Origin of the sequence: Corynebacterium kozikiae (assembly GCF_024580965.1) — a bacterium.
GTDB classification, from domain to species: Bacteria; Actinomycetota; Actinomycetes; order Mycobacteriales; family Mycobacteriaceae; genus Corynebacterium; species Corynebacterium kozikiae.
Genome location: NZ_JANIKJ010000018.1, coordinates 1 through 20,689 on the forward strand (window position 1 = coordinate 1; position 20,689 = coordinate 20,689).

19 protein-coding genes and 1 tRNA gene are annotated in these 20,689 nt (G+C 60.6%); 2 read left to right on the top strand and 18 right to left on the bottom strand.

What is annotated here, in order from left to right:
- Positions 1-237: 237 nt before the first annotated feature.
- The 7 genes from NQ018_RS09380 to NQ018_RS09410 all read right to left on the bottom strand — a co-directional run bounded on the left by NQ018_RS09380 (position 238) and on the right by NQ018_RS09410 (position 5,532).
- Positions 238-314 (bottom strand) — tRNA-Leu (locus NQ018_RS09380).
- Between the two features lie 83 nt (positions 315-397).
- Complete coding sequence (locus tag NQ018_RS09385) at positions 398-1,348, bottom strand: Ppx/GppA phosphatase family protein (protein WP_257060589.1); 951 nt, start codon at positions 1,346-1,348, stop codon at positions 398-400.
- Positions 1,349-1,396: 48 nt separating this feature from the next.
- Positions 1,397-1,942 (bottom strand): DUF501 domain-containing protein, encoded by a 546-nt coding sequence (locus NQ018_RS09390; protein WP_257060592.1) that lies wholly within the window; start codon positions 1,940-1,942, stop codon positions 1,397-1,399.
- A gap of 42 nt (positions 1,943-1,984) precedes the next feature.
- On the bottom strand, positions 1,985-2,479 hold the full coding sequence (locus tag NQ018_RS09395) for a septum formation initiator family protein (protein WP_257060593.1): 495 nt from the start codon (positions 2,477-2,479) through the stop codon (positions 1,985-1,987).
- 139 nt (positions 2,480-2,618) lie between these two features.
- Positions 2,619-3,896 (bottom strand): phosphopyruvate hydratase, encoded by a 1,278-nt coding sequence (gene eno / locus NQ018_RS09400; RefSeq protein WP_257038420.1) that lies wholly within the window; start codon positions 3,894-3,896, stop codon positions 2,619-2,621.
- 247 nt (positions 3,897-4,143) lie between these two features.
- The gene (locus NQ018_RS09405; protein ID WP_257060594.1) at positions 4,144-4,920 is read right to left on the bottom strand and encodes a lytic transglycosylase domain-containing protein; all 777 of its coding nucleotides are present in this window, start codon (positions 4,918-4,920) and stop codon (positions 4,144-4,146) included.
- A gap of 15 nt (positions 4,921-4,935) precedes the next feature.
- A complete protein-coding gene (locus NQ018_RS09410) occupies positions 4,936-5,532 on the bottom strand; it encodes a MazG nucleotide pyrophosphohydrolase domain-containing protein (RefSeq protein ID WP_257060596.1) in 597 nt (198 codons plus the stop codon).
- Positions 5,533-5,671: 139 nt separating this feature from the next.
- Between NQ018_RS09410 and NQ018_RS09415 the strand changes: the two genes are divergently transcribed.
- Positions 5,672-7,153 carry an amino acid permease gene (locus tag NQ018_RS09415; RefSeq protein ID WP_257060601.1) on the top strand — a complete coding sequence of 494 codons (1,482 nt, stop codon included), beginning with the start codon at positions 5,672-5,674 and terminating at the stop codon, positions 7,151-7,153.
- 30 nt (positions 7,154-7,183) lie between these two features.
- On the opposite strand, the gene NQ018_RS09420 is transcribed toward NQ018_RS09415, so the two are convergent.
- From NQ018_RS09420 to NQ018_RS09440, 5 genes are all read right to left on the bottom strand, one after another.
- Entirely contained in the window at positions 7,184-7,519 is a 336-nt protein-coding gene (locus tag NQ018_RS09420) for a CHY zinc finger protein (protein ID WP_257060602.1), read from the bottom strand.
- Between the two features lie 10 nt (positions 7,520-7,529).
- Entirely contained in the window at positions 7,530-11,315 is a 3,786-nt protein-coding gene (mfd, locus tag NQ018_RS09425) for a transcription-repair coupling factor (RefSeq protein ID WP_257060642.1), read from the bottom strand.
- A gap of 95 nt (positions 11,316-11,410) precedes the next feature.
- On the bottom strand, positions 11,411-12,019 hold the full coding sequence (locus NQ018_RS09430) for a TetR/AcrR family transcriptional regulator (RefSeq protein ID WP_257038414.1): 609 nt from the start codon (positions 12,017-12,019) through the stop codon (positions 11,411-11,413).
- Between the two features lie 116 nt (positions 12,020-12,135).
- Positions 12,136-12,393 carry a HypC/HybG/HupF family hydrogenase formation chaperone gene (locus tag NQ018_RS09435; RefSeq protein WP_257060605.1) on the bottom strand — a complete coding sequence of 86 codons (258 nt, stop codon included), beginning with the start codon at positions 12,391-12,393 and terminating at the stop codon, positions 12,136-12,138.
- A 6-nt stretch (positions 12,394-12,399) separates the two neighbouring features.
- A complete protein-coding gene (locus tag NQ018_RS09440; protein WP_257060607.1) occupies positions 12,400-13,740 on the bottom strand; it encodes a nickel-dependent hydrogenase large subunit in 1,341 nt (446 codons plus the stop codon).
- 59 nt (positions 13,741-13,799) lie between these two features.
- Here NQ018_RS09440 and NQ018_RS09445 point away from each other — a divergent pair, with 59 nt between their 5' ends.
- Positions 13,800-14,198, top strand: a complete 399-nt coding sequence (locus NQ018_RS09445) for a hydrogenase maturation nickel metallochaperone HypA/HybF (protein WP_257060608.1) — start codon at positions 13,800-13,802, stop codon at positions 14,196-14,198.
- Here the strand turns inward: NQ018_RS09445 and NQ018_RS09450 are convergent.
- The 6 genes from NQ018_RS09450 to NQ018_RS09475 all read right to left on the bottom strand — a co-directional run bounded on the left by NQ018_RS09450 (position 14,187) and on the right by NQ018_RS09475 (position 20,636).
- Positions 14,187-14,765, bottom strand: coding sequence for a hydrogenase maturation protease (locus NQ018_RS09450; protein ID WP_257060609.1), 579 nt, complete (start codon positions 14,763-14,765; stop codon positions 14,187-14,189). The genes NQ018_RS09445 and NQ018_RS09450 overlap by 12 nt on opposite strands.
- Positions 14,762-15,928 (bottom strand): Ni/Fe-hydrogenase, b-type cytochrome subunit, encoded by a 1,167-nt coding sequence (gene cybH / locus NQ018_RS09455; protein WP_257060612.1) that lies wholly within the window; start codon positions 15,926-15,928, stop codon positions 14,762-14,764. The genes NQ018_RS09450 and cybH overlap by 4 nt, the downstream gene beginning before the upstream one ends.
- Positions 15,925-17,667 carry a nickel-dependent hydrogenase large subunit gene (locus NQ018_RS09460; protein WP_257060613.1) on the bottom strand — a complete coding sequence of 581 codons (1,743 nt, stop codon included), beginning with the start codon at positions 17,665-17,667 and terminating at the stop codon, positions 15,925-15,927. Before NQ018_RS09460 ends, cybH begins: the two co-directional genes overlap by 4 nt.
- A 27-nt stretch (positions 17,668-17,694) precedes the next feature.
- Complete coding sequence (locus NQ018_RS09465) at positions 17,695-19,047, bottom strand: hydrogenase small subunit (RefSeq protein WP_257060614.1); 1,353 nt, start codon at positions 19,045-19,047, stop codon at positions 17,695-17,697.
- Positions 19,048-19,311: 264 nt separating this feature from the next.
- Positions 19,312-20,112 (bottom strand): hydrogenase nickel incorporation protein HypB, encoded by an 801-nt coding sequence (gene hypB, locus NQ018_RS09470; RefSeq protein ID WP_257060616.1) that lies wholly within the window; start codon positions 20,110-20,112, stop codon positions 19,312-19,314.
- 140 nt (positions 20,113-20,252) lie between these two features.
- Positions 20,253-20,636 carry a hydrogenase maturation nickel metallochaperone HypA gene (locus NQ018_RS09475; RefSeq protein ID WP_257060617.1) on the bottom strand — a complete coding sequence of 128 codons (384 nt, stop codon included), beginning with the start codon at positions 20,634-20,636 and terminating at the stop codon, positions 20,253-20,255.
- Positions 20,637-20,689: the final 53 nt, after the last annotated feature.

A 20,689-nucleotide genomic window follows, 5' to 3' on the forward strand; every position in this document is an offset into this window, starting at 1 on the left:
ATGAAACCCGTTTTTGAAACAACGTACGGAGCACAACGCACGCCGATGCCAAAGCTTCCGCAACATCGACTACCTCATCAAACCCACGACAGTGGGATTCACACCCTCAATCCCCACGCGTGCAATCAAACAAGCTTTCCAGTGGCAAAACCCAAATAGGGAGCTTCGTTGTAAGGTGAACCAACTATTACACGAAGAAGCACCCTGCGAGTAATTGTATTACTTACAGGGTGCTAATGGTGCCCCCAGCGGGACTCGAACCCGCACTGAATCGATTTTAAGTCGACTGCCTCTGCCAATTGGGCTATGGGGGCCCAACACTAGCGCGCCGTGGCTCCGCTAGTACCTGCTTAGTCTACTTCGCTTTCACTCACTGGGAAAACCGCCAGCGGAATCCCTATCGCGTTGCGATAGACGCGATGATGCCATCCAAAATGTCCTTTTCAGAGATCACCAGCTCGGTTGCACCCGCGAGGTCTTCCATCATGTCCAGAATTCCGGAAACCACAACTGCCCCACCAGCGATCACATCGGCGCGCCCTTCATGGATCACTGGCTGCTGGCGCCGGGTAGCGGCGTCAGATGTGATGAGCTGCTCCAAGATTGGGCGGAGCCCTTCCAACCTCAGCCGGGCGCCGTGGATCTCCTGTGGATCGTATGCCTCCAGACCTAGTGCGAGCGCTGCGATCGTCGTGAATGTTCCTGCACAGCCCACAAACGTGCGAGCCTCGCTGATCGGTACGAGCGTTGTAGCAGTGGAGATCTGATCTTTGACCAGGTCGGCGGCGATTTCCACCTCAGTCTCGGTGGGTGGATCCGAGCGCATGATCCGTTCCGTTACCCGCACGCAGCCCATCTGCGCAGAGAAGGCGCCGGCGATGTTTCCCTCGGCATCACCCACCACAAACTCGGTGGACCCGCCCCCTAAGTCGATCACGCAGAAAGGCTCTTGATCTGCTGGAAGGTCCGCCACTGCCCCCTGGAAACTCAGCGCTGCTTCTTCCTCACCAGTAATCACCTCCGCCTGTAAGCCGGGAACGACGTCACCAAGTAGCTTGGCCGCCATTCCGAAGAATGCTTCGCGGTTGGAGGCGTCGCGTGTTGCCGAGGTTGCCACCATTCGTAGGTCGGTGACGTGCTCGCGCTTCATGATCTCCACGTACTCTTCCAACGCCTGCTGGGTGCGCTCCAGAGCCTCGGGGGCAAGTTCACCGGTTGCATCCACGCCCTGGCCCAGCCTCACGATTTTCATTGTGCGCAGGACTTCCGTGGTGGTGCCGTCGGTGACGTCAGCAATGAGCAGACGAATCGAATTAGTGCCGCAGTCAATCGCTGCAAGACGAGGCATTCTCTCTCGCTTTCTGTGCTTTCGAATCCGCAGGGTTTGCCTTGCGGTCTAGGCGTGGGTGAAATCGAACTGGTCCAGGGAAATACCCAAAGACTCCAGCGTTGGCCAATCCTGCGGAATCGCGGTCCCGCGCAAGCCGGCGTGCTCCGCGGCTAGGGCCACGGCCTCCGTACCTAAGCGGAAGTGATCGGGCCCTTCAGCCAGGGCGTATGCGATCAACACGTGGAGGCACTTCACTCGGTCAGGCATGCCGCCTCCGGAAAAGTCAGTCCCCAGGTCTTCGATCTTGTTGCGAACCGCGAGGTAGTGCTCGTGCGCCGCACGGTAGTCTGCCGCCAGCTCTGTGTCTTCCTCCAGTCGCTGAGTCATCCACTTCATCACGTGGGCCACTTCAAGACGGGATGCCTCCGCAGTAAGCCGTGGATCCGTGAGGTAGTACAGCGTTGGGAAAGGGGTGCCGTCATCCAAACGTGGAGCGGTTTTCACCACTCCTGGAACCCCATCGGGGCTGTGGTAGGAAACTTCCAGCACGCCGCGGGGCTCGCGGCCAAGCTGTTCTGCAATCACGGCGAGGTCTTGTTCACTGGCACTCATGGCGCCCATTGTCTCATGCTGCGGGCAAAAGCTCACATTCACTCACTCCGACGCCGGCGGTTCCTCCACTGGCGCAAGTGGCATCTGCATTTCCGGCGTGGCCTCCGGGACAACTGGCTCCGGGATGGTCACGGAATCCCAAAGCTGCTCAAACCAAGGGCTTTCGCCGGGTAAATTCTCCGTGGTGTCTTGCAACTCCGTACCGCGCGCTTGGAGGGAGGGATCAATTACGCGAAACGCCAATTCCCCAGGCTCAATCACACCCAGGCGAGCTCGGGCTTGCTCCTGCACATAGGCCGGGTTGTTGTACTTCTCAATTTCTGCAAGCAGGCGTTGTTTTTCCGCCTCATTGGCCTGAATCTGAGCGGTCACTCGCACAATCTCAGCGCGCTGCTGCATGTAGATGCGCAGCGGCAGCAGGATTACCAACAAAACGACCACCACTACAACAGCAAGTGCTACCACCCCGCGGCTATTCAGCCGGACGCGCGGCCGCACCTTCGCTTGTGGCTTGCTGCGCTTTGAGTTCCGGTTCACCACCGGGACTGCGCGTCGTTTTGAAAACACCATAACGAACTCATCATAACCTCAATAATCACAAAAGCGTGCGCTGACACCATGAGATATCAACGCACGCTTTCAGCCCCAAGCCTCGCTGGGCTTGAGCTTCATGGCTTTAGCCGTTGAAGCGTGGGAATGCGGAACGGCCAGCATAGACGGCAGCGTCGCCAAGCTCCTGCTCGATGCGCAGAAGCTGGTTGTACTTCGCAACGCGCTCGGAGCGAGCTGGAGCACCGGTCTTGATTTGGCCACAGCCAAGAGCCACTGCGAGGTCAGCAATGGTGGTGTCCTCGGTCTCACCGGAACGGTGGGACATCATCGTGCGGTAGCCGTTGCGGTGTGCAAGGTCCACGGCGTCGAAGGTCTCGGTGAGGGTACCGATCTGGTTTACCTTCACCAGCAAGGCGTTTGCAGCCTTCTTCTCAATGCCTTCCTTGAGGCGAGCTGGGTTAGTCACAAAGAAATCGTCGCCGACAATCTGAACCTTGTCACCAATAGCGGCGGTCAGAGCGGTGTAGCCCTCCCAGTCATCTTCCTGCAGTGGGTCCTCGATAGAGACGATTGGGTACTCCTCAATGAGGTTTGCGTACACCTGTGCCATCTCCTCAGCGGTGTGCTCGCCGCCTTCGAAGTGGTACTTGCCGTCCTTGTAGAACTCGGAGGAAGCAACGTCGAGCGCCAAAGCAACGTCCTTGCCTGGGGTGAAGCCAGCCTTCTGGATAGCCTCAACGATGAGGTCCAGTGCAGCCTTGGTGGACTCCACGGAAGGAGCGAAGCCGCCCTCGTCACCCAGGCCGGTGGACAGGCCCTTGGACTTAATCACGGACTTCAGGGAGTGGTACACCTCTGCACCGATGCGCAGTGCCTCAGCGAAGGACTCTGCACCGATTGGGGCGATCATGAATTCCTGAACGTCCACACCGGAGTCAGCGTGTGCGCCACCGTTGACGATGTTCATCATTGGCACTGGCAGGATGTGGGCATTTGGGCCACCAACGTAGCGGTACAGGGGCAGGCCAGCGGACTCAGCAGCAGCCTTAGCAACGGCCATGGACACACCGAGGATGGCGTTTGCACCCAGGCGGGACTTGTTCTCGGTGCCATCGAGCTCGATCATGGTCTTGTCAATCAGGCGCTGGTCATCGGCCTCGAAGCCGGCGAGTGCATCAGCGATCTCTTCGTTGACGTTCTCCACTGCCTTCAGCACACCCTTGCCCAGGTAGCGGTCGCCACCATCGCGGAGCTCGTGTGCCTCGTGCACACCGGTGGAGGCACCGGAGGGCACGCCTGCTGCACCGTGAGCACCGTCGTCGAGGAACACCTCCGCCTCAACGGTTGGGTTACCGCGGGAGTCCATGATCTCGCGTGCAAAAACGTGCAAAATGTCAGCCACTGTTCGTCTCCTCTTGACTGTGTGGAAGGCAAGCAGTGTGCCTGCCTAGGAAAAGTTCACGCTCCGCTGGGGAAACAACCGTGACAAAACCAGAGTGTTTCCAAGAATGTGGCTAAAAACCACATCGGTTGCCCGAATGGCGCGTACCCATTCAATTATGCCAACAAATCGGAAATCCGGCACCGCAGAATCAGTGTGGTTTTTCACAATCACCGGACGATCGGCCGCACTTGAGCCGCAAACAACCCTAAGAAGCCGGCTGCCCCAGCGCATAGGAGGCTGCTGCGTTGCGCACGTTAATCACATATTGGTTTGAGCGGTTGTAGCTCAAGATCGCTTCCTGCCACTGCTCGGGTACGGAAAGGTCGCGTCCTTGGCACAAGAGGTTTGCGGCGGAAAGGGCGGCGTCGTCGATCTGGTTGGGGTCTGCTACCCAATCACCGTTGGCGTCCAGGCCAAAGCGCTCCCAGGAAGTGGGAATGAACTGCATGGGGCCAACCGCGCGGTCGTATTCGGTGTCCGTGTCCAGGCGGCCGCCGTCGGTATCCCTGATTTCCGCGAACCCCGGCGAGCCGTCGAGGGCCGGGCCGAGGATTGGGGGCAGTACGTAGCCGTTTTCGTCGATTTGCCGGGAATTGAACAAGGTGCCGGAGTACGTCCCGTGGCGAGTTTCCACGTACCCCAAGCCAGCCAGGGTGTTCCAGGAGAGGTTGCAAGTGGGCCAAGCATCTTGGGCGATGAGTTCTGCGTTCGCGTACGCCCTGATTGCCGCCGAGCTCACCCCGATTTCCGCGGCCAGCGGGTCAGCCCAGAATGTGAGTTTGTCTGCGGTTCGGCCTGGGGCGTGAACGTCGATGGCCGGAACGGCAGCACCGCGCGCCGGGGGCATATCCACAGGCACTGGGCGCATTTGGCGGATCGGGGCTTGGCCACCCAAAAAGGAAAGAGCCCAGCCCACAAAGGAGATCACCAGCACCACCGCCAGGATCACTCCTAGGCCACAACCTGCCGCTTTCCGCCCCACAAAGTTCCTTTCCGGTTAGGCGTTTTTCCCTTTTTGCCAGAGCTCTTCTTGTTCCTCAATGCTTACGATTCCTGTGCTGCCGTCAAAGAGGTACGGCTGCCGAGCTGCCATCTTATCCACAAATGCTTGGGCCACGCCGGAAAAGTCAAAGGCGCCACGGCGGTCGGCAATTTCAGCGTGGAAGAGCACCTGCAGGAGCAGGTCGCCGAGTTCATCACGAATGGCCTCATCGCCCAAATCATCGCGCACGGCCTCCACGAATTCCTGCGATTCCTCCAGCAGATAAGGCACTAACGAGGCGTGCGTTTGGGATTGTTCCCACTCGCCTCGGCGCAGCGCCTGCCGCATCAGGGCAACGGCCGTGCCGGTGGCGTCGGTACGCGAAGGGACCTCAAGCACCTCATCACCGCGAGTGATCGCCTGGTGCACCTGCGGGTCCCACGCATTGGTGCTCACCAAGATGGTGTCCGGGCCGGCGGCGATGTGATCCGGGAGATTCCAGCGAACGCCCACAGGCACTTCATCGGTGAACGTGCAGGTTCCTTGCAGGGATCCAAGCAGGTCAAAGGGCACCATGGAGGGCCAGCGGGAATCGAGGAGCAAAACGGTCATGGTGCCATCCTAGCCGCCGTGGCAACCAGGTTCGGCACCCACAGAACCAGCACGCATCCATGCACCTCCCAAAGCCCGCACCAGAGCTCGCCCCAGAGCCCGTTTTGTTCAACACATTGATCCGTTACGATGTTTCCTCGTGTCTGAACAAAACTCCCAGCCCAAAGCGCATACCGTCCCGATGTGGACGCTGGTGGGCATTATTATCGGCTCCACCATCGGCGCGGGCATTTTCTCGCTGCCGCAAAACATCGCATCGGTGGCAGCACCCGGCGCTATGCTCATCGGTTGGGCGATCGCCGGCGTGGGCATGCTCAGCGTAGCGTTCGTGTTTCACATTCTGGCGCAGCGCAAGCCCTACCTGGACGCGGGCGTGTACTCCTATGTGCGCGCCGGGCTGGGCGACTTCATTGGCTTTGCCTCAGGCTGGGGCTACTGGCTCGGCTCGGTGATCGCGCAGGTGGGCTACGCCACCTTGTTCTTTAGCACTATCGGCCACTACGTTCCGTGGTTCGACCAAGACCACAGGCTCACCCAGGCGATCGCTGTTTCGGCGCTTACTTGGCTGGTGTTCGCCGGGCTGACCCGCGGAATCAAGCAGGCGGCGGTGATGAACGCGGTGACAACCATCGCCAAGCTCCTGCCGATCCTGTGCTTTGTGGTGTTGGTTGCGTTCCTGGGCTTTAGTTGGGATCGATTCACCTTGGATTTCTGGGGCGAGGCAAGCTCGGTGAGCGTGTTTGACCAGGTGCAGGGCATCATGCTGTTCACGGTGTGGGTGTTCATCGGCGTGGAAGGTGCGAGCGTGTACTCCAAGCAGGCGAAAACCCGCGCGGACATCGGCCGCGCCACGGTGATCGGGTTCCTCACCGTATTGGTGCTGTTGGTGACGGTCTCCTCCCTGAGCTTTGGCGTGCTCACCCAGGCGGAGCTGGCCGCGCTACCGGACAACTCCATGGCCGCCGTCCTGGAGGCCGTGGTGGGGCCGTGGGGTGCGGCGTTGGTCTCCATTGGCCTGTGCTTGAGCGTGCTGGGGGCCTATGTGTCTTGGCAGATGTTGTGCGCGGAGCCGATCGCCATGATGGCCGCGGACCGGCTGTTGCCACAGGTGGCAGGGCGCATCAATGCCAACGGCGCCCCGTGGGTGGCGCAGCTCATCTCCACCGTGGTGATTCAATTGTGGGTGGTGGTGTTCTTCCTCAACGAAACCACTTACGTATCCATGGTGCAGCTTGCCACCGTGATGTACCTGCTGCCCTACACGTTCTCCGCGCTCTACCTGGTACTGCTGGCCACCCGCGGCCGGGGCATCACCCATCCGCATGCTGGCAGCCGCTTCAATGACTCCGGCCCGCAGGTGCCACGCCAAAGCAACATGCGCCACGGCGCTGTAGGCCTTCTGGCGTTCGTGTACTCCCTGTGGCTGCTGTACGCCGCCGACCCCAAATACATCCTCTTCGGCGCCCTAGCCGTGCTACCAGGTCTGCTGCCCTACGTGTGGACTCGCCTCGCCCAGCGCGAACGGGTGTTCAACGCCTTCGAATGGTGTGTGGTTGCTCTGGTCGCCGCTGGTTCGGTGGCGTCGGTGTGGGGCCTGGCAAGCGGTCAGCTCTCCCTCTAGATCCGGGGAGCGTGCCGACGCGCCCAGCGCTCACCCCAACTGCCAGTAGATCGGCGCGTGCAGGTGGCAGCCGGGGTTAAAGGGATGCTGGCAGGAGGGGCAGTGCGGCTGTGCGGCGTATTGGGGGTAGGTCATCACCTCGCCGCAGGCGCAGCACATCGCGCCCAGTTGATTGGTGGGCATGGGCCCAAATCGGTGGTCTTGGGCCTCTTCGTGGCACTTGTGGCACGCCCACCACTGACCGCAGGTGGCACACTTGTTTGCCACCACATCAAGCTGCGAATGATAGTGCTTGCAGCGGCCCTGGGAGTCCACCAACTGGCCGCGCGCCAGCGGTGAGGTACCGTTTCCGGAATTGTGTGGCATGTCCCCTCCCCTAGCGCAGGCGGTACTTCCGCCGCCTGGCCTCACGCTTGTCCTCGTAATCCAGGTCATCGTCAGTGACCACCACGGAACGAGCAGACCTGGTTGCGGAGCGTGGTGCCGTCTCCCGCGCGCGGGCGCTGCTGGGGCTGGCGCTTGGCAGCGTCGGCAATTCTTCCAGTTTTCCGCCTGCAACATTGACGCGTTCCACCTCAAACATTTGGTGCAGGAAGTCCGCAACCCATTGCAGCAGCTCTACGTCGCGCAACGGTTTGTCCGTGACGTTTCGCCCCTGCTTGGGGAAGCTCAACTGGATCGCCTTCGCCGCCGCGCGGAACGTTGCGGAAGGCTGCAGGCGCTTGAGGCGGACCTGCTTGGAATCCGGCAACTCCACCGGGTGGATCTTGATACGGGTGCCTTGCACTCCGATGTCGGAAATCCCGGCCGCACGAGCAACAAGGCGCAATCTCGCCACCGCGAGCAGGCGCTGAACCTCGGCGGGGACGGGGCCGAAGCGGTCCTCCATCTCCTCCACCACCAGCCGAATATCTGCCTCAGACTGGGCGGAAGCCAGCTTGCGGTACACCTCCAGGCGCAGGCGCTCGGCGTTGATGAACTTCTCCGGGATGTGGGCGTCCACCGGCAGGTCAATGCGAATTTCCTTGGGGCCCTGCTCCGTGGCGTCCACCACCTTGCCGTCTGCCATCGCGCGGTAGGCCTCCACGGCCTCCCCCACCAGACGAACGTAGAGGTCAAAGCCCACGCCCGCGATGTGCCCGGACTGTTGCGCGCCAAGCACGTTACCAGCGCCACGCATCTCCAGGTCCTTCATGGCCACTGCCATGCCGGCACCCAGATCATTGTTTGCGGCGATGGTGGCCAGGCGATCGTAAGAGGTCTCAGTGAGCGTGACCCCCTTGGGGTAAAGGAAGTAGGCGTAGCCGCGCTGGCGGGAACGGCCCACACGCCCACGCAACTGGTGCAATTGGCTCAAGCCCATGTGGTGTGCGTTCTCTACGATGAGGGTGTTGGCGTTGGCGATGTCCAGGCCGGTTTCCACGATTGTGGTACACACGAGCACGTCATATTCCCTATCCCAGAAGCCCTGCACCGTGCGCTCCAGAAGCTCCTCACTCATCTGGCCGTGCGCCACCACAATGCGAGCCTCGGGAACGAGGTCGCGCAGCTCGCGGGCCTTCTTCTCAATGTCCGCAACCTTGTTGTGCACATAGAACACCTGGCCGTCGCGCAGCAGCTCACGGCGAATTGCCGCTGCCACCTGTTGTTCCTCCTGCACACCCACGTAAGTAAGGATGGGGTGGCGGTCCTCAGGCGGGGTAAGAATAGTGGACATTTCCCGAATGCCCGCCATGGACATTTCCAAAGTGCGCGGGATTGGCGTGGCAGACATAGTGAGCACGTCCACGTGAGTACGCAGTGCCTTGATGTGCTCCTTGTGCTCCACGCCGAAGCGCTGTTCCTCATCCACCACAACCAGGCCAAGGTTCTTCCACTGCACGCCAGTTTGCAGCAGGCGATGGGTGCCAATCACAATGTCCACCGAGCCATCAGCAAGCCCGCGCAAAATCTCCTTTGCTTCCGCCGCGGAGGTGAAACGTGAAAGCCCCTTGATTGTCACGGGGAACCCAGCCATGCGCTCTTCAAAGGTGGCCAAGTGCTGCTGCGCAAGCAACGTGGTGGGCACGAGCACCACTACCTGAGTGCCGTCCTGAACAGCCTTGAAGGCAGCTCGCACGGCAACTTCAGTTTTGCCGTAGCCGACGTCTCCCACTACCACTCGGTCCATCGGGACCGGCTTCTCCATGTCTTCTTTCACGGCCTCGATGGCAAGCATTTGGTCTTCCGTTTCCACAAACAGGAAGTTATCTTCCATCTCCTGCTGCCAGGGGGAATCCGGCGCGAAGGCGTGCCCCGGCGCGGATTGCCGCTTGGCGTAGAGTTCCACCAGCTCACCGGCGATCTCACGGACCGCGGCTCGGGCCTTTTTCTTGGTGTTCTTCCAGTCCGAGCCACCCATCTTGGAAAGCGTGGGGGCCTCGCCACCCACGTATTTGGACAGCAAATCCAGGGAGTCCATGGGTACGTAAAGCTGGTCTGGTGGGTTGCCGCGCTTGCTGGGCGCGTACTCCAGCACCACGTATTCGCGGCGGGAGGTTTCATCACCGGTGGTGATGGTGCGCTCGGTCATCTGCAGGAAGCGGCCGATGCCGTGGGTTTCATGCACTACATAGTCGCCGGTTTTCAGCGCCAATGGGTCCACGCGGTGGCGCTTTTTCGCCTTGCGCCGTTTCGCCCCAGCGATGTCTCCCACGCGGTTGCCCGTGAGGTCCGTTTCCGTGACCACTACCAGCGGCAGAGCCTGACCAGTCGGAGCATTTCCATGCTTGCGCACTTTGGGGAACACCAGTCCGGCGTGGCTGAGTGCCTGGTAAAGGGTTACTTCCCCAGGGCTGGGTTCCCAACCTGGGGTGGCAACCCGAGTAGCGATACCTTTTTCTGCGAAGCGTTGCTGCATGCGCTTAATCGCGCCAGCCGCCGGGGCGATGTAGGCGGCGCGCCCTCCGGCGAGGGTGTGCGCGAGCAACAAAGCCATCATCTCATCAATGGCCTTGAGGTCACCGCGCGGGGTGGGACCAGGCTCGTAGCCCAGGTCAAGGGTTTGATTCTCGGCGGCGCCGAACATACCTGGGGGCGCCATGGTCCACCACACCCCGCCGGCACGTTCGGCGGAAATCTGCAGGGACTCATAGGACCTGTAAGAGCTGGCCTCCAGATCAAGACCTTGCGCTGCCACCGGGCCTGCGGCACCCATCGCCGCTGCTTCCCAGCCCGCGGCTAAGAACTCCGCGTCCGTGGCCTGGAGATCTTCCACGCGCCTGCGGATTTTCTCCGGGTCAAGAGCCACAACGTGGGTGCCTTGAGGCATGAGTTCCATGAGGGGAACCAGAGGCTCGTCCTGCAGCACCGGGATGAGGGCCTCCATGCCGTCGGAGTACATCCCCTCCGAGATCTTGGTGAGCAACTCCTGCAACGTTGGGTTTTGCTGGAACTTCGTGGCCAGCTCGGCTGCACGCTCCCGCACCTGCTCAGTGATAAGGAGCTCGCGCGCCGGGTAGATATGGACTTTCTCTAGCGTTGCTTCAGTGTAGGCGCGCTGGTCAGCAACGGAAAACTCGCGGATTTCTGTGATTTCATCACCCCAGAACTCCAAACGAACCGGCTGATCAGCAGTGGTGGGAAATACGTCCACGATGCCGCCGCGGGAGGCAAACTCACCGCGCTTGGCCACCAGGTCCACATGTTGATAGGCGCGCTCCACCAGCGCGTTGTGCAGGGCTTCGAGCTCGAACTGAGCGCCTTCTTGCAGCACCAGTGCCTCCCGGCCCACCGCCTTGGCCATGATGGGTTGCGCAACGCCCCTCGCCGCGGTGACTACAACGCGCAGGGGGTCGTCGGCACGCGAAATCCTGTCTAGGATGCTTGCGCGTGTGCCCACGATGTCTGCGCCCGGGCTGAGGCGTTCGTGCGGCAGCGTTTCCCACGCCGGCATCCACGCCACCTTGTTGCCCAGCATTGCTGCGAGCTCGGCGCTGAGATCTTCGGCCTCGCGGCCCGTTGCGGTGACGACGAGCACCGGCGCCGCCTGCGCCAAGGTTGCCAGTGCCCACGGACGTGCCTGGGGCAGCGAGGTGAGGTGGAGGTGCGGCTCGCCGACGTTTCGCAGCACGCCCTTGAGTTTGGGGTCAGAGGCCGCGACTTTCAGCAACCCGGCGAGCATAGGGGTCGCGGGCGCGCCAGTTGCTGGAGTTGGTGCTGGCGGGTTGTCGTGTGGGTTGCCGTGTGGGGCCACTTCCGTGTTTCTCCTTTTGGGGCTTAGAGCCGCGGTTCTGCTTCCATGCCGGCGAGGCCGTTCCAGCTCAGGTTCACGATGTGCGCTGCAACCTCCTCTTTGCTGGGAGCATCCTCCATTTGGCGTTGGTCCAACCACCACTGGGCGGTCATAGACACCATGCCCACCAGCGCCTGCCCGTACAACACCGCATATTCCGGATTGATTCCTTGGCGTGTGAAGGCATTGGCCAGGATGTGGGAGACTTGCGCCACGAAGTCGTTGAGCAAGGTGGAATACGAGCGACCCTGGCCGGGGGTCATATCACGCACCAAGATCTGGAAGCCATCGGTTTCATCTTCAACGTAGCCAAGCAGCGCGAGGACGGCCTGCTCAATGCGCGCCTTGGAGCGCCCCGTTTCCAGCGCCTCGGTGACGAGCTGCTCCAGGCGGATCATTTCACGATCCACCACCACCGCATACAGGCCCTCTTTGCCACCAAAATGCTCGTAGACCACGGGTTTTGTCACCCCTGCCCGCGAGGCGATTTCCTCCACGGATGCGCCGTCGAAGCCACGCTCCGCAAACACCGAACGCCCAATGGTGATGAGCTGTTCGCGGCGCTGTTTCCCTGTCATTCGCTGCCGAACCATAGTTAGTAACCCTACAGTTTCCCCACCCACAATCCCCACCCACGATGCCGCAGCGCGGGACTTGGACATCAAGTCTTGGGTCTCGAGCCTTGGACATCAAGCCCTGGGCGTGTGCTTTATTGCGGCGGATTCACGGGCGGGTTATCAATGAGATCGAACTCCTCGATTGTTGCCAAAGACTCCCGCGCGCTCGATTCATCCACGATGGTCATGGCAAAGCTGTTTTGGATCAGCACCCAATCCCCCACTTGCGCTTCCGGGACGTATGCAAAACAGCATGGCCTGCGTTGCCCCATCACATCAATGACTCCCATAGGCAATGGATCGTCAGTTGGGCCAAGCTCTATTACTTTTGCGGGTATTCCAAGGCACATCGATGCTCAGCCCTTCCCCTTGAACGGTTCATACTCCACTTCAATGTTCATCATGCCTTCTGGCGCTTGGGTGCATGGCAAGCAGGGGTCCGCTGCACGCACGGCTTGTTCCATCGCGTACTTCATGCGCTCCTGCCCACCTTCCTCTCCTGCATACTGCACGAACGCCGCGCCCAACATGTACGCAAGCCAGGGTTCATTTTGCGCAGTGGGGCTCAAAATCTGGCACTTACGCAACACTCCCCCTTCCACCTCATATTGGTGCATCAGCAGTCCTCGCGGCCCGTCCACTAGGCCCACCCCAATGCCGTCGCCAACCTCTCGCGCTGGCTCCTGCCCAAGCTGCGCCACAACATGCGGAAACTCCTCCACAAGGGTACCGACGCGCCCAAGCGCCTCTCGCACCAAAGCAACCTGGGCGGCTGCGGCACTCAACTCCTCGGGGAAACGAGCGGTGGGGCCCACTTTGAAGGGCACCCATTGTCCATGCAACCGCAACATCGGCCGCGGAGCAATCGCGCCCGGGATCGTTTCTATGAGGTTCGCGGCAAACTCCGCGGCGCTGTAGCGTTGGGTCGCTTCACCCAGGGTCACTTCCACTTCTTGGCCCAGTGGGTTCGCGTCCGCGAGCCGTACCGCCGCGCCGGGGAACGGTGGCAGCTTCCACTTCCGGTGGTGAGAGTTGTTGGCGTTCGCCTCCGCACTGTTCACGGCACTGTATGCAGCATCCAGGAGGTCGGCTGCTGCATCGAGCGCGTCAAGGATCGCGTGCCTCTGCGTGGTTACGGTTTCGCTGCTTTGACCATTCTGCCAGCCTTTGGGGATGCGCACGCCGCCTGGTATGGCAACATCCGGGAAATGCCCCATCGCTCCCGCCAATGCGAGCGCGTTCTTCCCGATACTTTTCACGGCAATTTGTGCCTGCCGCCCCTGGGAGGCAATCACCCGCGGCCCCAGCACATCCAACACGCTGCCGTAATGGAGCAACGCACGAACCTTTAAGGCGGGCTCCGAAGGTTGCTCCGAAACCAGTTGATCAAGTGTCGCAATGCCCGCTAGGTGATGGGTCACCGGGCACAATCCGCACAACCGGGTGACCAGTGCGGGAACCTCCCTAGCTGGTTTGCCCACCAGGAAGTCCTCCACTCGTGGAACTCCATGGAGGTCAAAGCGGGCGATGCCAAAAGGATCGCGCTCCCAATCTTCCTTGCTCGGATTCTTCCGCGATACCCCGGCAGGAGGGCTAGTACTGATGATCACCTTCGCGGCGAGCGGATCCACCACCTGGCCAATCGAGATGGTGGCGCGGCGAGCATGAGAGGCCTCGGGGGTGGTATTCGCATTCACAGCCTTGCAATTCCTTTCCAGAATCCAACCTACTCTTTCACGCCCCTACACTGGACGGTATGCACGAACTTTCCTTGCTCACCGGCGTTGTCCAGGCCGTGAGCACTCAGGATGCCACCCAAGAAGCTTTGCGTACCGGTGCCACCGTAGAGGCCGTGGGGCTGAAGGTGGGAAGGCGTTCCGGTGTGGTCATCGAGGCCCTTACCGCAGCCTGGCCAATTGCTTCATCCGGCACATGCTGCGAAAACGCACGGCTAGAAATTGAGGACGTTCCGGCAACCATCTGGTGTGCCAATTGTGTAGCGGAACAGGAAATCGACGAGTTCTTTGCCCTCCTGTGTCCCGTATGCGGGCACCCCACCGCAGAAATGCGCCAAGGCAAGGAGTTTGCGCTTACCTGGATTGAGGTTGCTTCGGGTGAACCGAGCCCACCGGCAACTCCGCAATCAGCAACCTGAGCTAGCAGGTTCGCCGCCGCACAGCCCGAGCCACGCATCGAGCACCTCTTTGGCCTTTTCCACCGCCAAAGGAACCGCGGCCTCCACCTCCGGGGAGAGGCCAACATGCAGCTCCGCGCTTTGAGCTACGATGCCCACCACCACAACCTCATTTGGTTCTGAACCAAGCAGGCGTGCCGTGGACAGCAAATCCAAAAGCCCCACTTGATGTGGTGAAACAGCCTGTTTGCGGAGGCGGGGCAATTGGTCCCCAACGTAGGTGAGCACCGTGCCTGGAGGATGCACCGGGTGTGTGATGGCGTCAAGCACCAAGAGCTTGGTGGCGTCCTGGATATCCGGCAGGATCTCCATGCCTGAGGTGCCGCCGTCGATGAACTCCAGCGTCATCCCTACCGCAACTCCGTCCCCAACTCCGGCCCCTCCTCCGGATCGAGCACTGGCTCGGGCGCGCCCAGGTTCCCCCTGGTCACCGTAACGCGCCTGCAGACGCTGCAAAATGGCCAGGCCGGCTGCGTCGTCCGCCATGATTGGATTGCCGATTCCAATCACATGGATGCGCGCGCTCATTCGATCTCGGGGGCATCTACTGGGCGTGACCCTGTGGGCAGCCACACCGCGCCGTTGACCATGGAGGACACACCGCCGTGGTCTTCCAGGGAGTCAGCCCGGAAAGCTAGGTACACGTGCACCACCACGAAAGCCCAGATGATGAACATCACGGCCGCATGGAAGAGCCTTACCGCAGGCACGCCAAACCAGTGGATTGGGTACGCGAGCACAACGTAGAACCAATTTGTCTGATCCGCCAGAGCGTACAGGGACAAACCGGTGAACATCTGCACCCCGCACATCGCATAGATGCCGGTGTAGGTGAGCTGCTGCAGGCCGTTGTGCCCCACATATTGCGGCGCCTCTTTGCTGAGGAACATGTAGAACTTGGCCGTCCCCAGCAAGTTTTTCAGGTCCTGCTTGTTGTAGATCGGCCATAGAGCTCGCCAACGCATATGGGGTTCTTTGGCAAAAATGAACAAACTCACGCGCCACAGCGCAAGCGCGATCCAACCCACGCCGCTGGCAATGTGCACAAAGCGCACAATCCCCATGAAGTAGCCCGTGTCTTGGGTAGCCCCAGGGCCAAAGAATGGATCCATGATGTAGTAGCCGGTGATGGAAAGCAGCACGATGAACGCCACATTGAACCAGTGTTGGAACCGCAGCGCCAGCGGCCACAACTGCACCCGGGTGTAGCCAGGGCGCGTGGGGGCCAAGCGGAAGCGGTGGCTGCACACACCAAAACTCACAATGCCGGCGAGCTGAAAGTCATCCGGGGTGTCCGAGTTGATGTCCGCAATAGCCACCGCCATGCATTTGCGCCCCGCCTTCTGCATTGCAGCAAAGTGTTTTCGGGCAAGAATTCGCTGCTCTCGGTTGGCGTGGGATGCCTCCATCACCGCGTCCACATCACCACGCATTACTTTGAGGTCGCGCCTGGCGGAGCGCACATACACCTGGCGGGCTTCCACGATGGAATAGGGCCGCTCGGGCGTTCCTGGGCTGAATGCACCCGCCTCATAGGTGCGGTCAGTGGTTCTCCGCAGCGCCAGATCAACCGGGCTGTTGGAAGTTTCCGGCACGATTGCCGCCAGGCGGATCAGCGTCTCCTGGCCGTAGATGTCCACCGGAAAGCTGGAGATAACGGAAAGCTCTGGTTGATGGGTGTTTGCGGTCATTGGGTCATCACCTGGAACAACTCTTCACCCTCAGCATCCAGCAGGTGCACCGCGCAGGACATGCACGGGTCAAAGGAGTGAATTGTGCGCAATACTTCCAGGGGCTGCTTGGCATCTACCAAGGGATGGCCGCCACCAGCCAATGCCTCTTCATAGGGGCCGCGGTTTCCAGCAGCGTCACGGCCACCGGAGAGCCAAGTGCTCGGCACCACCGCCTGGTATTGGGAAACCAACTCATTCTCGATGGTCACATAATGCGAAAGCGTGCCACGGGCCACCTCCAACATGGCAAAGCCGGAGGTCTCCTTGGGCCAGGAACTCGGCTCCCAAAGGCGGGGATTGAACACGTCATAATCGCCCTCCTTGATTCCCTGGATGAACTGCGGCAACAGCTTTTCCAGCATGTTCGTGGAGGTGGTTACGGCTTCCACGGCCCGCGCCAAAGTGCGTCCGCCCGTGGAGTTGAACTGCTCAATGCGGATGCCCAAGGTCCGCATGGCCTCATCTACCAAGCGCTTCGTCTCCGGTTCGTTCTGGAGATAAGCCAGCAATACTCGCGCAACTGGGCCCACCTGGGTAGGGCGGCCGTCGTAACGCGGGGCCTTGGACCAGGTGTACTCCTTGTTTTCTGCCAGCCATTCATAAGGCGGCTTGGGGCCGGTGTAACGCGGCGTGGTTTCACCGATGGCCGGATCCAGCCCGGCCTCGTTGCCAATGGAATACTCCAACCATGCACTTGCCACGTATTCCTTGATCTTGCCGGGATCCAGCGGATGCAGCGTGGTGTAGTCACCGTCCAGAATCACACCGGGCGTGATCTCGGGGTGGGCGAAGGAAAGGGAGCGTTCAAGCTGGTCACCGCGAACGCAGGCGCCGGCCATACCCACCGCCATGAAGGTGTCTGCAGATTTTCCAATGTCAAAGTAGTCCTTATACACCCCCATGATCGCCATGGCGTCCGGCAGGTAGCAGCCCACCACAAAGTTTTCTATTTCCTCTGTCCACGCCTGGATTTGATCAATTGCCACCTGGTTCACCGTCTCGGACTTGTCCGGGTCGATCGAACACGCCATGCCACCCACCAGGAAGTTTGGGTGCGGGTTCTTCCCTCCAAACACCGTGGTGATGCGAATAATGGAACGCTGGAACTGCAGCGCATCAAGGTAGTGGCTCACCGCCATGAGATTGGCCTCCGGCGGCAGGCGATAGTCCGGGTGGTCCCAGTAGCCGCCGGTGAAAATGGAGAGCTGGCCGGAGTCCAAAATGCCCTGCACGGTTTGCTTCACCTTGGCAAATTGCTCCGGGGTATTGCCTTTCCAGGTGGAACCGATAGAGCGGGCAAACTCCGCGGTCTTCTCCGGATCAGCCTCCGCCGCCGACACTACGTTCACCCAATCCAGGGCGTGCAGGTGATAGAAGTGCACCACATGGTCATGCACTTCCTGCGCGGCCAGCAGCAGGTCCCTGATGAGCTGCGCTTGGCGCGGGATCTGGGTGCCAATGGCATCTTCCACCGCCACCACCGAGGCCACCGAGTGCGTTGCGGTACACACGCCACAAATGCGCCCGACAAACGCCCACACGTCGCGCGGATCACGCCCCTGCACAATCGTCTCGATGCCGCGGTACTGGGTGGCTTCGCTCCAGGCCTCTTGCACCTCACCGCCATCCACCTCCATCTCAATGCGCAGGTGGCCTTCGATGCGGGTCAGGGGGTCTACAACAATTCGTTCTGCCATGGTTCCGGCTCTTTCTTCACACGCAGGCTAGCTGGGGTTCTGGGGAGGATTGTTGGGCACGCTCTCTGGTGGGGTGGGGCTTTCCGACGTCACCTGTTGGGGCGCATCGCCACGGACCCCCGCGTAGGTTTCTATGGTTTCCAAATCCCCATTTGCCCGGCGCACGCTGATTTGGCGCATCATCGTGACACCACCGTGCACCGCCACGCCGGCGGCGGCAGCGCCGACCAGGCCCCAGCCAACCTTTTCGACGCTGGACTCCACGCCGAATCCCCGCACGTTCGGCAGCTCCGTGTAGAAGGGAGTGAATCGGTCAAAGAAGTGCTTTTCCGTGCAGCCAATGCAGGGGTGTCCAGCTCCGATGGGCCAACCGGACTTCAGGTTCCACTGAATGATGGGGCAAGGACTGAAAGTGGAGGGGCCTTTACAACCAACCTCGTAGAGGCACCAGCCGTTGCGAGCGCCTTCGTCGTCAAAACTGCGGACAAACTGGCCGGCGTCGAAGTGCGCGCGGCGAGGGCAGGAATCATGGATACGTTGGTCGTAGGCAAACAGCGGGCGGCCCTCGGCATCCACCTTTGGCGGCTTGCCGTGCGTGAGTAAGTAGGAAATAGTTGCGGTGATCACCTCCCCAATTGGTGGGCAACCGGAAACATTGATCACCGGTTTGTCCTTGATGATCTCGTCCACCCCCACCGCATGGGTGGGGTTTGGCCGAGCTGCTTGCACCGAGCCGTACACCGCACAAGCGCCCACTGCGAGGATCACAGTTGCGTTTTCCGCAGCCTCCTCAAGTACCTGCAAGGAGGTCTTGCCACCGATCATGCAGTACACGCCGTCTTCAGCCAGCGCAACGGATCCGTTGACCACCAAGATGTGTGGTTGTTCGTTGAGTTCGTGGAGGGCTTGCTCGGCGGCTTCACCAGATGCGGCCATCACCAGCTCGTTGTAATTTACCGAAAGTTGGTTGAGCACTAGGTCTTCCACAGTGTTGCCGCCTGAGCGCAGCACGGATTCCATGCAGCCAGTGCATTCCTGCAATTGCAACCACGCCACATTCGGTTTGGTCACCTGGCCAATTGCTTGCGCGATCTCTTCAGCCTCCTGCTCCTGGGCCATCGCCGGAAGCGGCACACCGGTGGCGAACACTGCTGCCAACCCCGAGCACATCTTCATGAAATCCCTACGCGAAACCCCCTTGTGCTGCAGGTTTTCCCACAGCGTGCGTTTTTGCCACACACCCGGCAGGCCAAACAATTCCTCCGGGGATTCTCCCCAAGGTGACCCAGCCCCACTTCCTGCTTCTCGATCCTGACGGTCCAGGGCGCCGGCCTGGAGGAGGTCGGGGGAAAAGTTCGCCGTTGTTTGGGCGGTATTCATTGCAACGTCTCCGCTTCCACGAGTGAATTCATTGGGAAGCGAGGAGGCTCAAAAACACAGACCCAACAAACCTGCCGCTTCCGTTCGTGTTTCACGCTACTCCTTGCCAATTGCGGCCAAATTGAGTTTTTAGAAAACACCGCAAACGTCACAAAGTTTTCTGTCACAAACGGGTGTGGGCTACCCCCAGGAGATTGACCTTATCTGGGGGTGCCGTACTCGTTGGTGTTGGTGCCAGGGGCGCTGCCTGCGATTGATGGAGCGTTACCCCCGCTGCTGGGATTGTTCCCGGATCCAGGCGAACCACTGCTCAAGGCCCTCTCCAGTCTTGGTGGATACCTCAATTACGGTTGCCTCGGGGTTGACCTGCGCGATGTTCTGTGTGAAAAGATCTAGGTTGAAATCGAGGTATGGCAGAAGGTCAATTTTGTTGATCACGACCACTTCCACGCTGCGGAACATCACCGGGTATTTGAGGGGCTTGTCTTCGCCTTCGGTCACGGAGGCGATCATGACTTTCTTGTGCTCACCCACCTCAAACTCAGCGGGGCAGACCAGGTTGCCCACGTTTTCGATCATCACCACATCCAGCGTGCTCAACTCCAGACCTTCGAGCGCTCGGGACACCATTGGCGCATCCAGGTGGCACTCCCCGCCAAAGCCGTTTCCGGTGTTGAGGAGGGATACTTGCGCGCCGAATCCGCGAAGGCGGTCAGCGTCGATCGCCGTTTCGATGTCCCCTTCCACCACACCGAATCGGAGGTCTTGACCCAGCTCGGCGAGGGTCTTTTCCAGCAACGTGGTTTTACCGGCGCCCGGTGAGCTCATCACATTGATAGCCAGCACGCCGTGTTCGGCAAAGGCAGCGCGGTTGCTCGCCGCGCGGCGGTCGTTTTCACTAAAGATGTCTTCCAACACCTCTATGCGCTCGCGGCCCGTCTCATAGCCGGAGTGGTCCCCTACCTCATGCGTGTGGTCATGCGTGTGGTCATGGTGATGGTGGTGGGCATGATCGTGATCGTGGGCGTGAACAGTGCCGTCCTCGTGACGGTGGAATCTTCCCATGGTGTGCTCCTTACATGGTGTAAATGTACGAATGTTGCGGTGTCTCTTCTCACAGGCCGGCACTCCAGCAGATTGGCGTGCCAACAGATTGGCGTCCCAGCTAACTGGCCGCGCGCGGAACCCTTCAGGGTCTGGCTGCGCTATCCCCCTCCTGCTCTCCCAGCGATTGCGGTTTCCACTTCAATGTCTTGCACTTGGAACTCCTCCCCCGCGATTACCTGTGCAATTTCCCCGCATTCGGGGCAGGTGAGGCTGAGGTATTGATCGGCGCTGAGCTGCGTGTCGTGCCCTTGTGGACACTGAATTTGGGCTGGCACCCACTCAATGTGCAGCTCTGCCTCGCGCACGGCCGGGTCTGCGTGGCGGGCCCGGACAAATTGCCATGCATACTCCATTGAGCTGGGCACAACTTGGCGGAGGGCGCCGATGCGGAGGTTAATCACGCGCACGGGTTTTCCTTGGGCCGCGCGGGATACCACCGCGGCGAGCTGGGTACTCAACGCCACTTCATGCACACTGTTCACGGTACTCCGCCAACGTCCTGAGCAACGGCCAAACGAGCACTTCTACAGAGTCC

Coding starts and splice junctions, on each gene's coding strand:
- NQ018_RS09390 (WP_257060592.1), bottom strand. CDS start 1,942: ATGAGTGCCAGTGAACAAGACCTCGCCGTGATTGCAGAACAGCTTGGC.
- NQ018_RS09465 (WP_257060614.1), bottom strand. CDS start 19,047: ATGAATACCGCCCAAACAACGGCGAACTTTTCCCCCGACCTCCTCCAG.
- NQ018_RS09445 (WP_257060608.1), top strand. CDS start 13,800: ATGCACGAACTTTCCTTGCTCACCGGCGTTGTCCAGGCCGTGAGCACT.
- NQ018_RS09430 (WP_257038414.1), bottom strand. CDS start 12,019: ATGGTTCGGCAGCGAATGACAGGGAAACAGCGCCGCGAACAGCTCATC.
- hypB (WP_257060616.1), bottom strand. CDS start 20,112: ATGGGAAGATTCCACCGTCACGAGGACGGCACTGTTCACGCCCACGAT.
- NQ018_RS09435 (WP_257060605.1), bottom strand. CDS start 12,393: ATGTGCCTTGGAATACCCGCAAAAGTAATAGAGCTTGGCCCAACTGAC.
- NQ018_RS09410 (WP_257060596.1), bottom strand. CDS start 5,532: ATGACCGTTTTGCTCCTCGATTCCCGCTGGCCCTCCATGGTGCCCTTT.
- NQ018_RS09420 (WP_257060602.1), bottom strand. CDS start 7,519: ATGCCACACAATTCCGGAAACGGTACCTCACCGCTGGCGCGCGGCCAG.
- mfd (WP_257060642.1), bottom strand. CDS start 11,315: ATGCTCGCCGGGTTGCTGAAAGTCGCGGCCTCTGACCCCAAACTCAAG.
- cybH (WP_257060612.1), bottom strand. CDS start 15,928: ATGACCGCAAACACCCATCAACCAGAGCTTTCCGTTATCTCCAGCTTT.
- NQ018_RS09385 (WP_257060589.1), bottom strand. CDS start 1,348: ATGCCTCGTCTTGCAGCGATTGACTGCGGCACTAATTCGATTCGTCTG.
- NQ018_RS09450 (WP_257060609.1), bottom strand. CDS start 14,765: ATGAGCGCGCGCATCCATGTGATTGGAATCGGCAATCCAATCATGGCG.
- NQ018_RS09460 (WP_257060613.1), bottom strand. CDS start 17,667: ATGGCAGAACGAATTGTTGTAGACCCCCTGACCCGCATCGAAGGCCAC.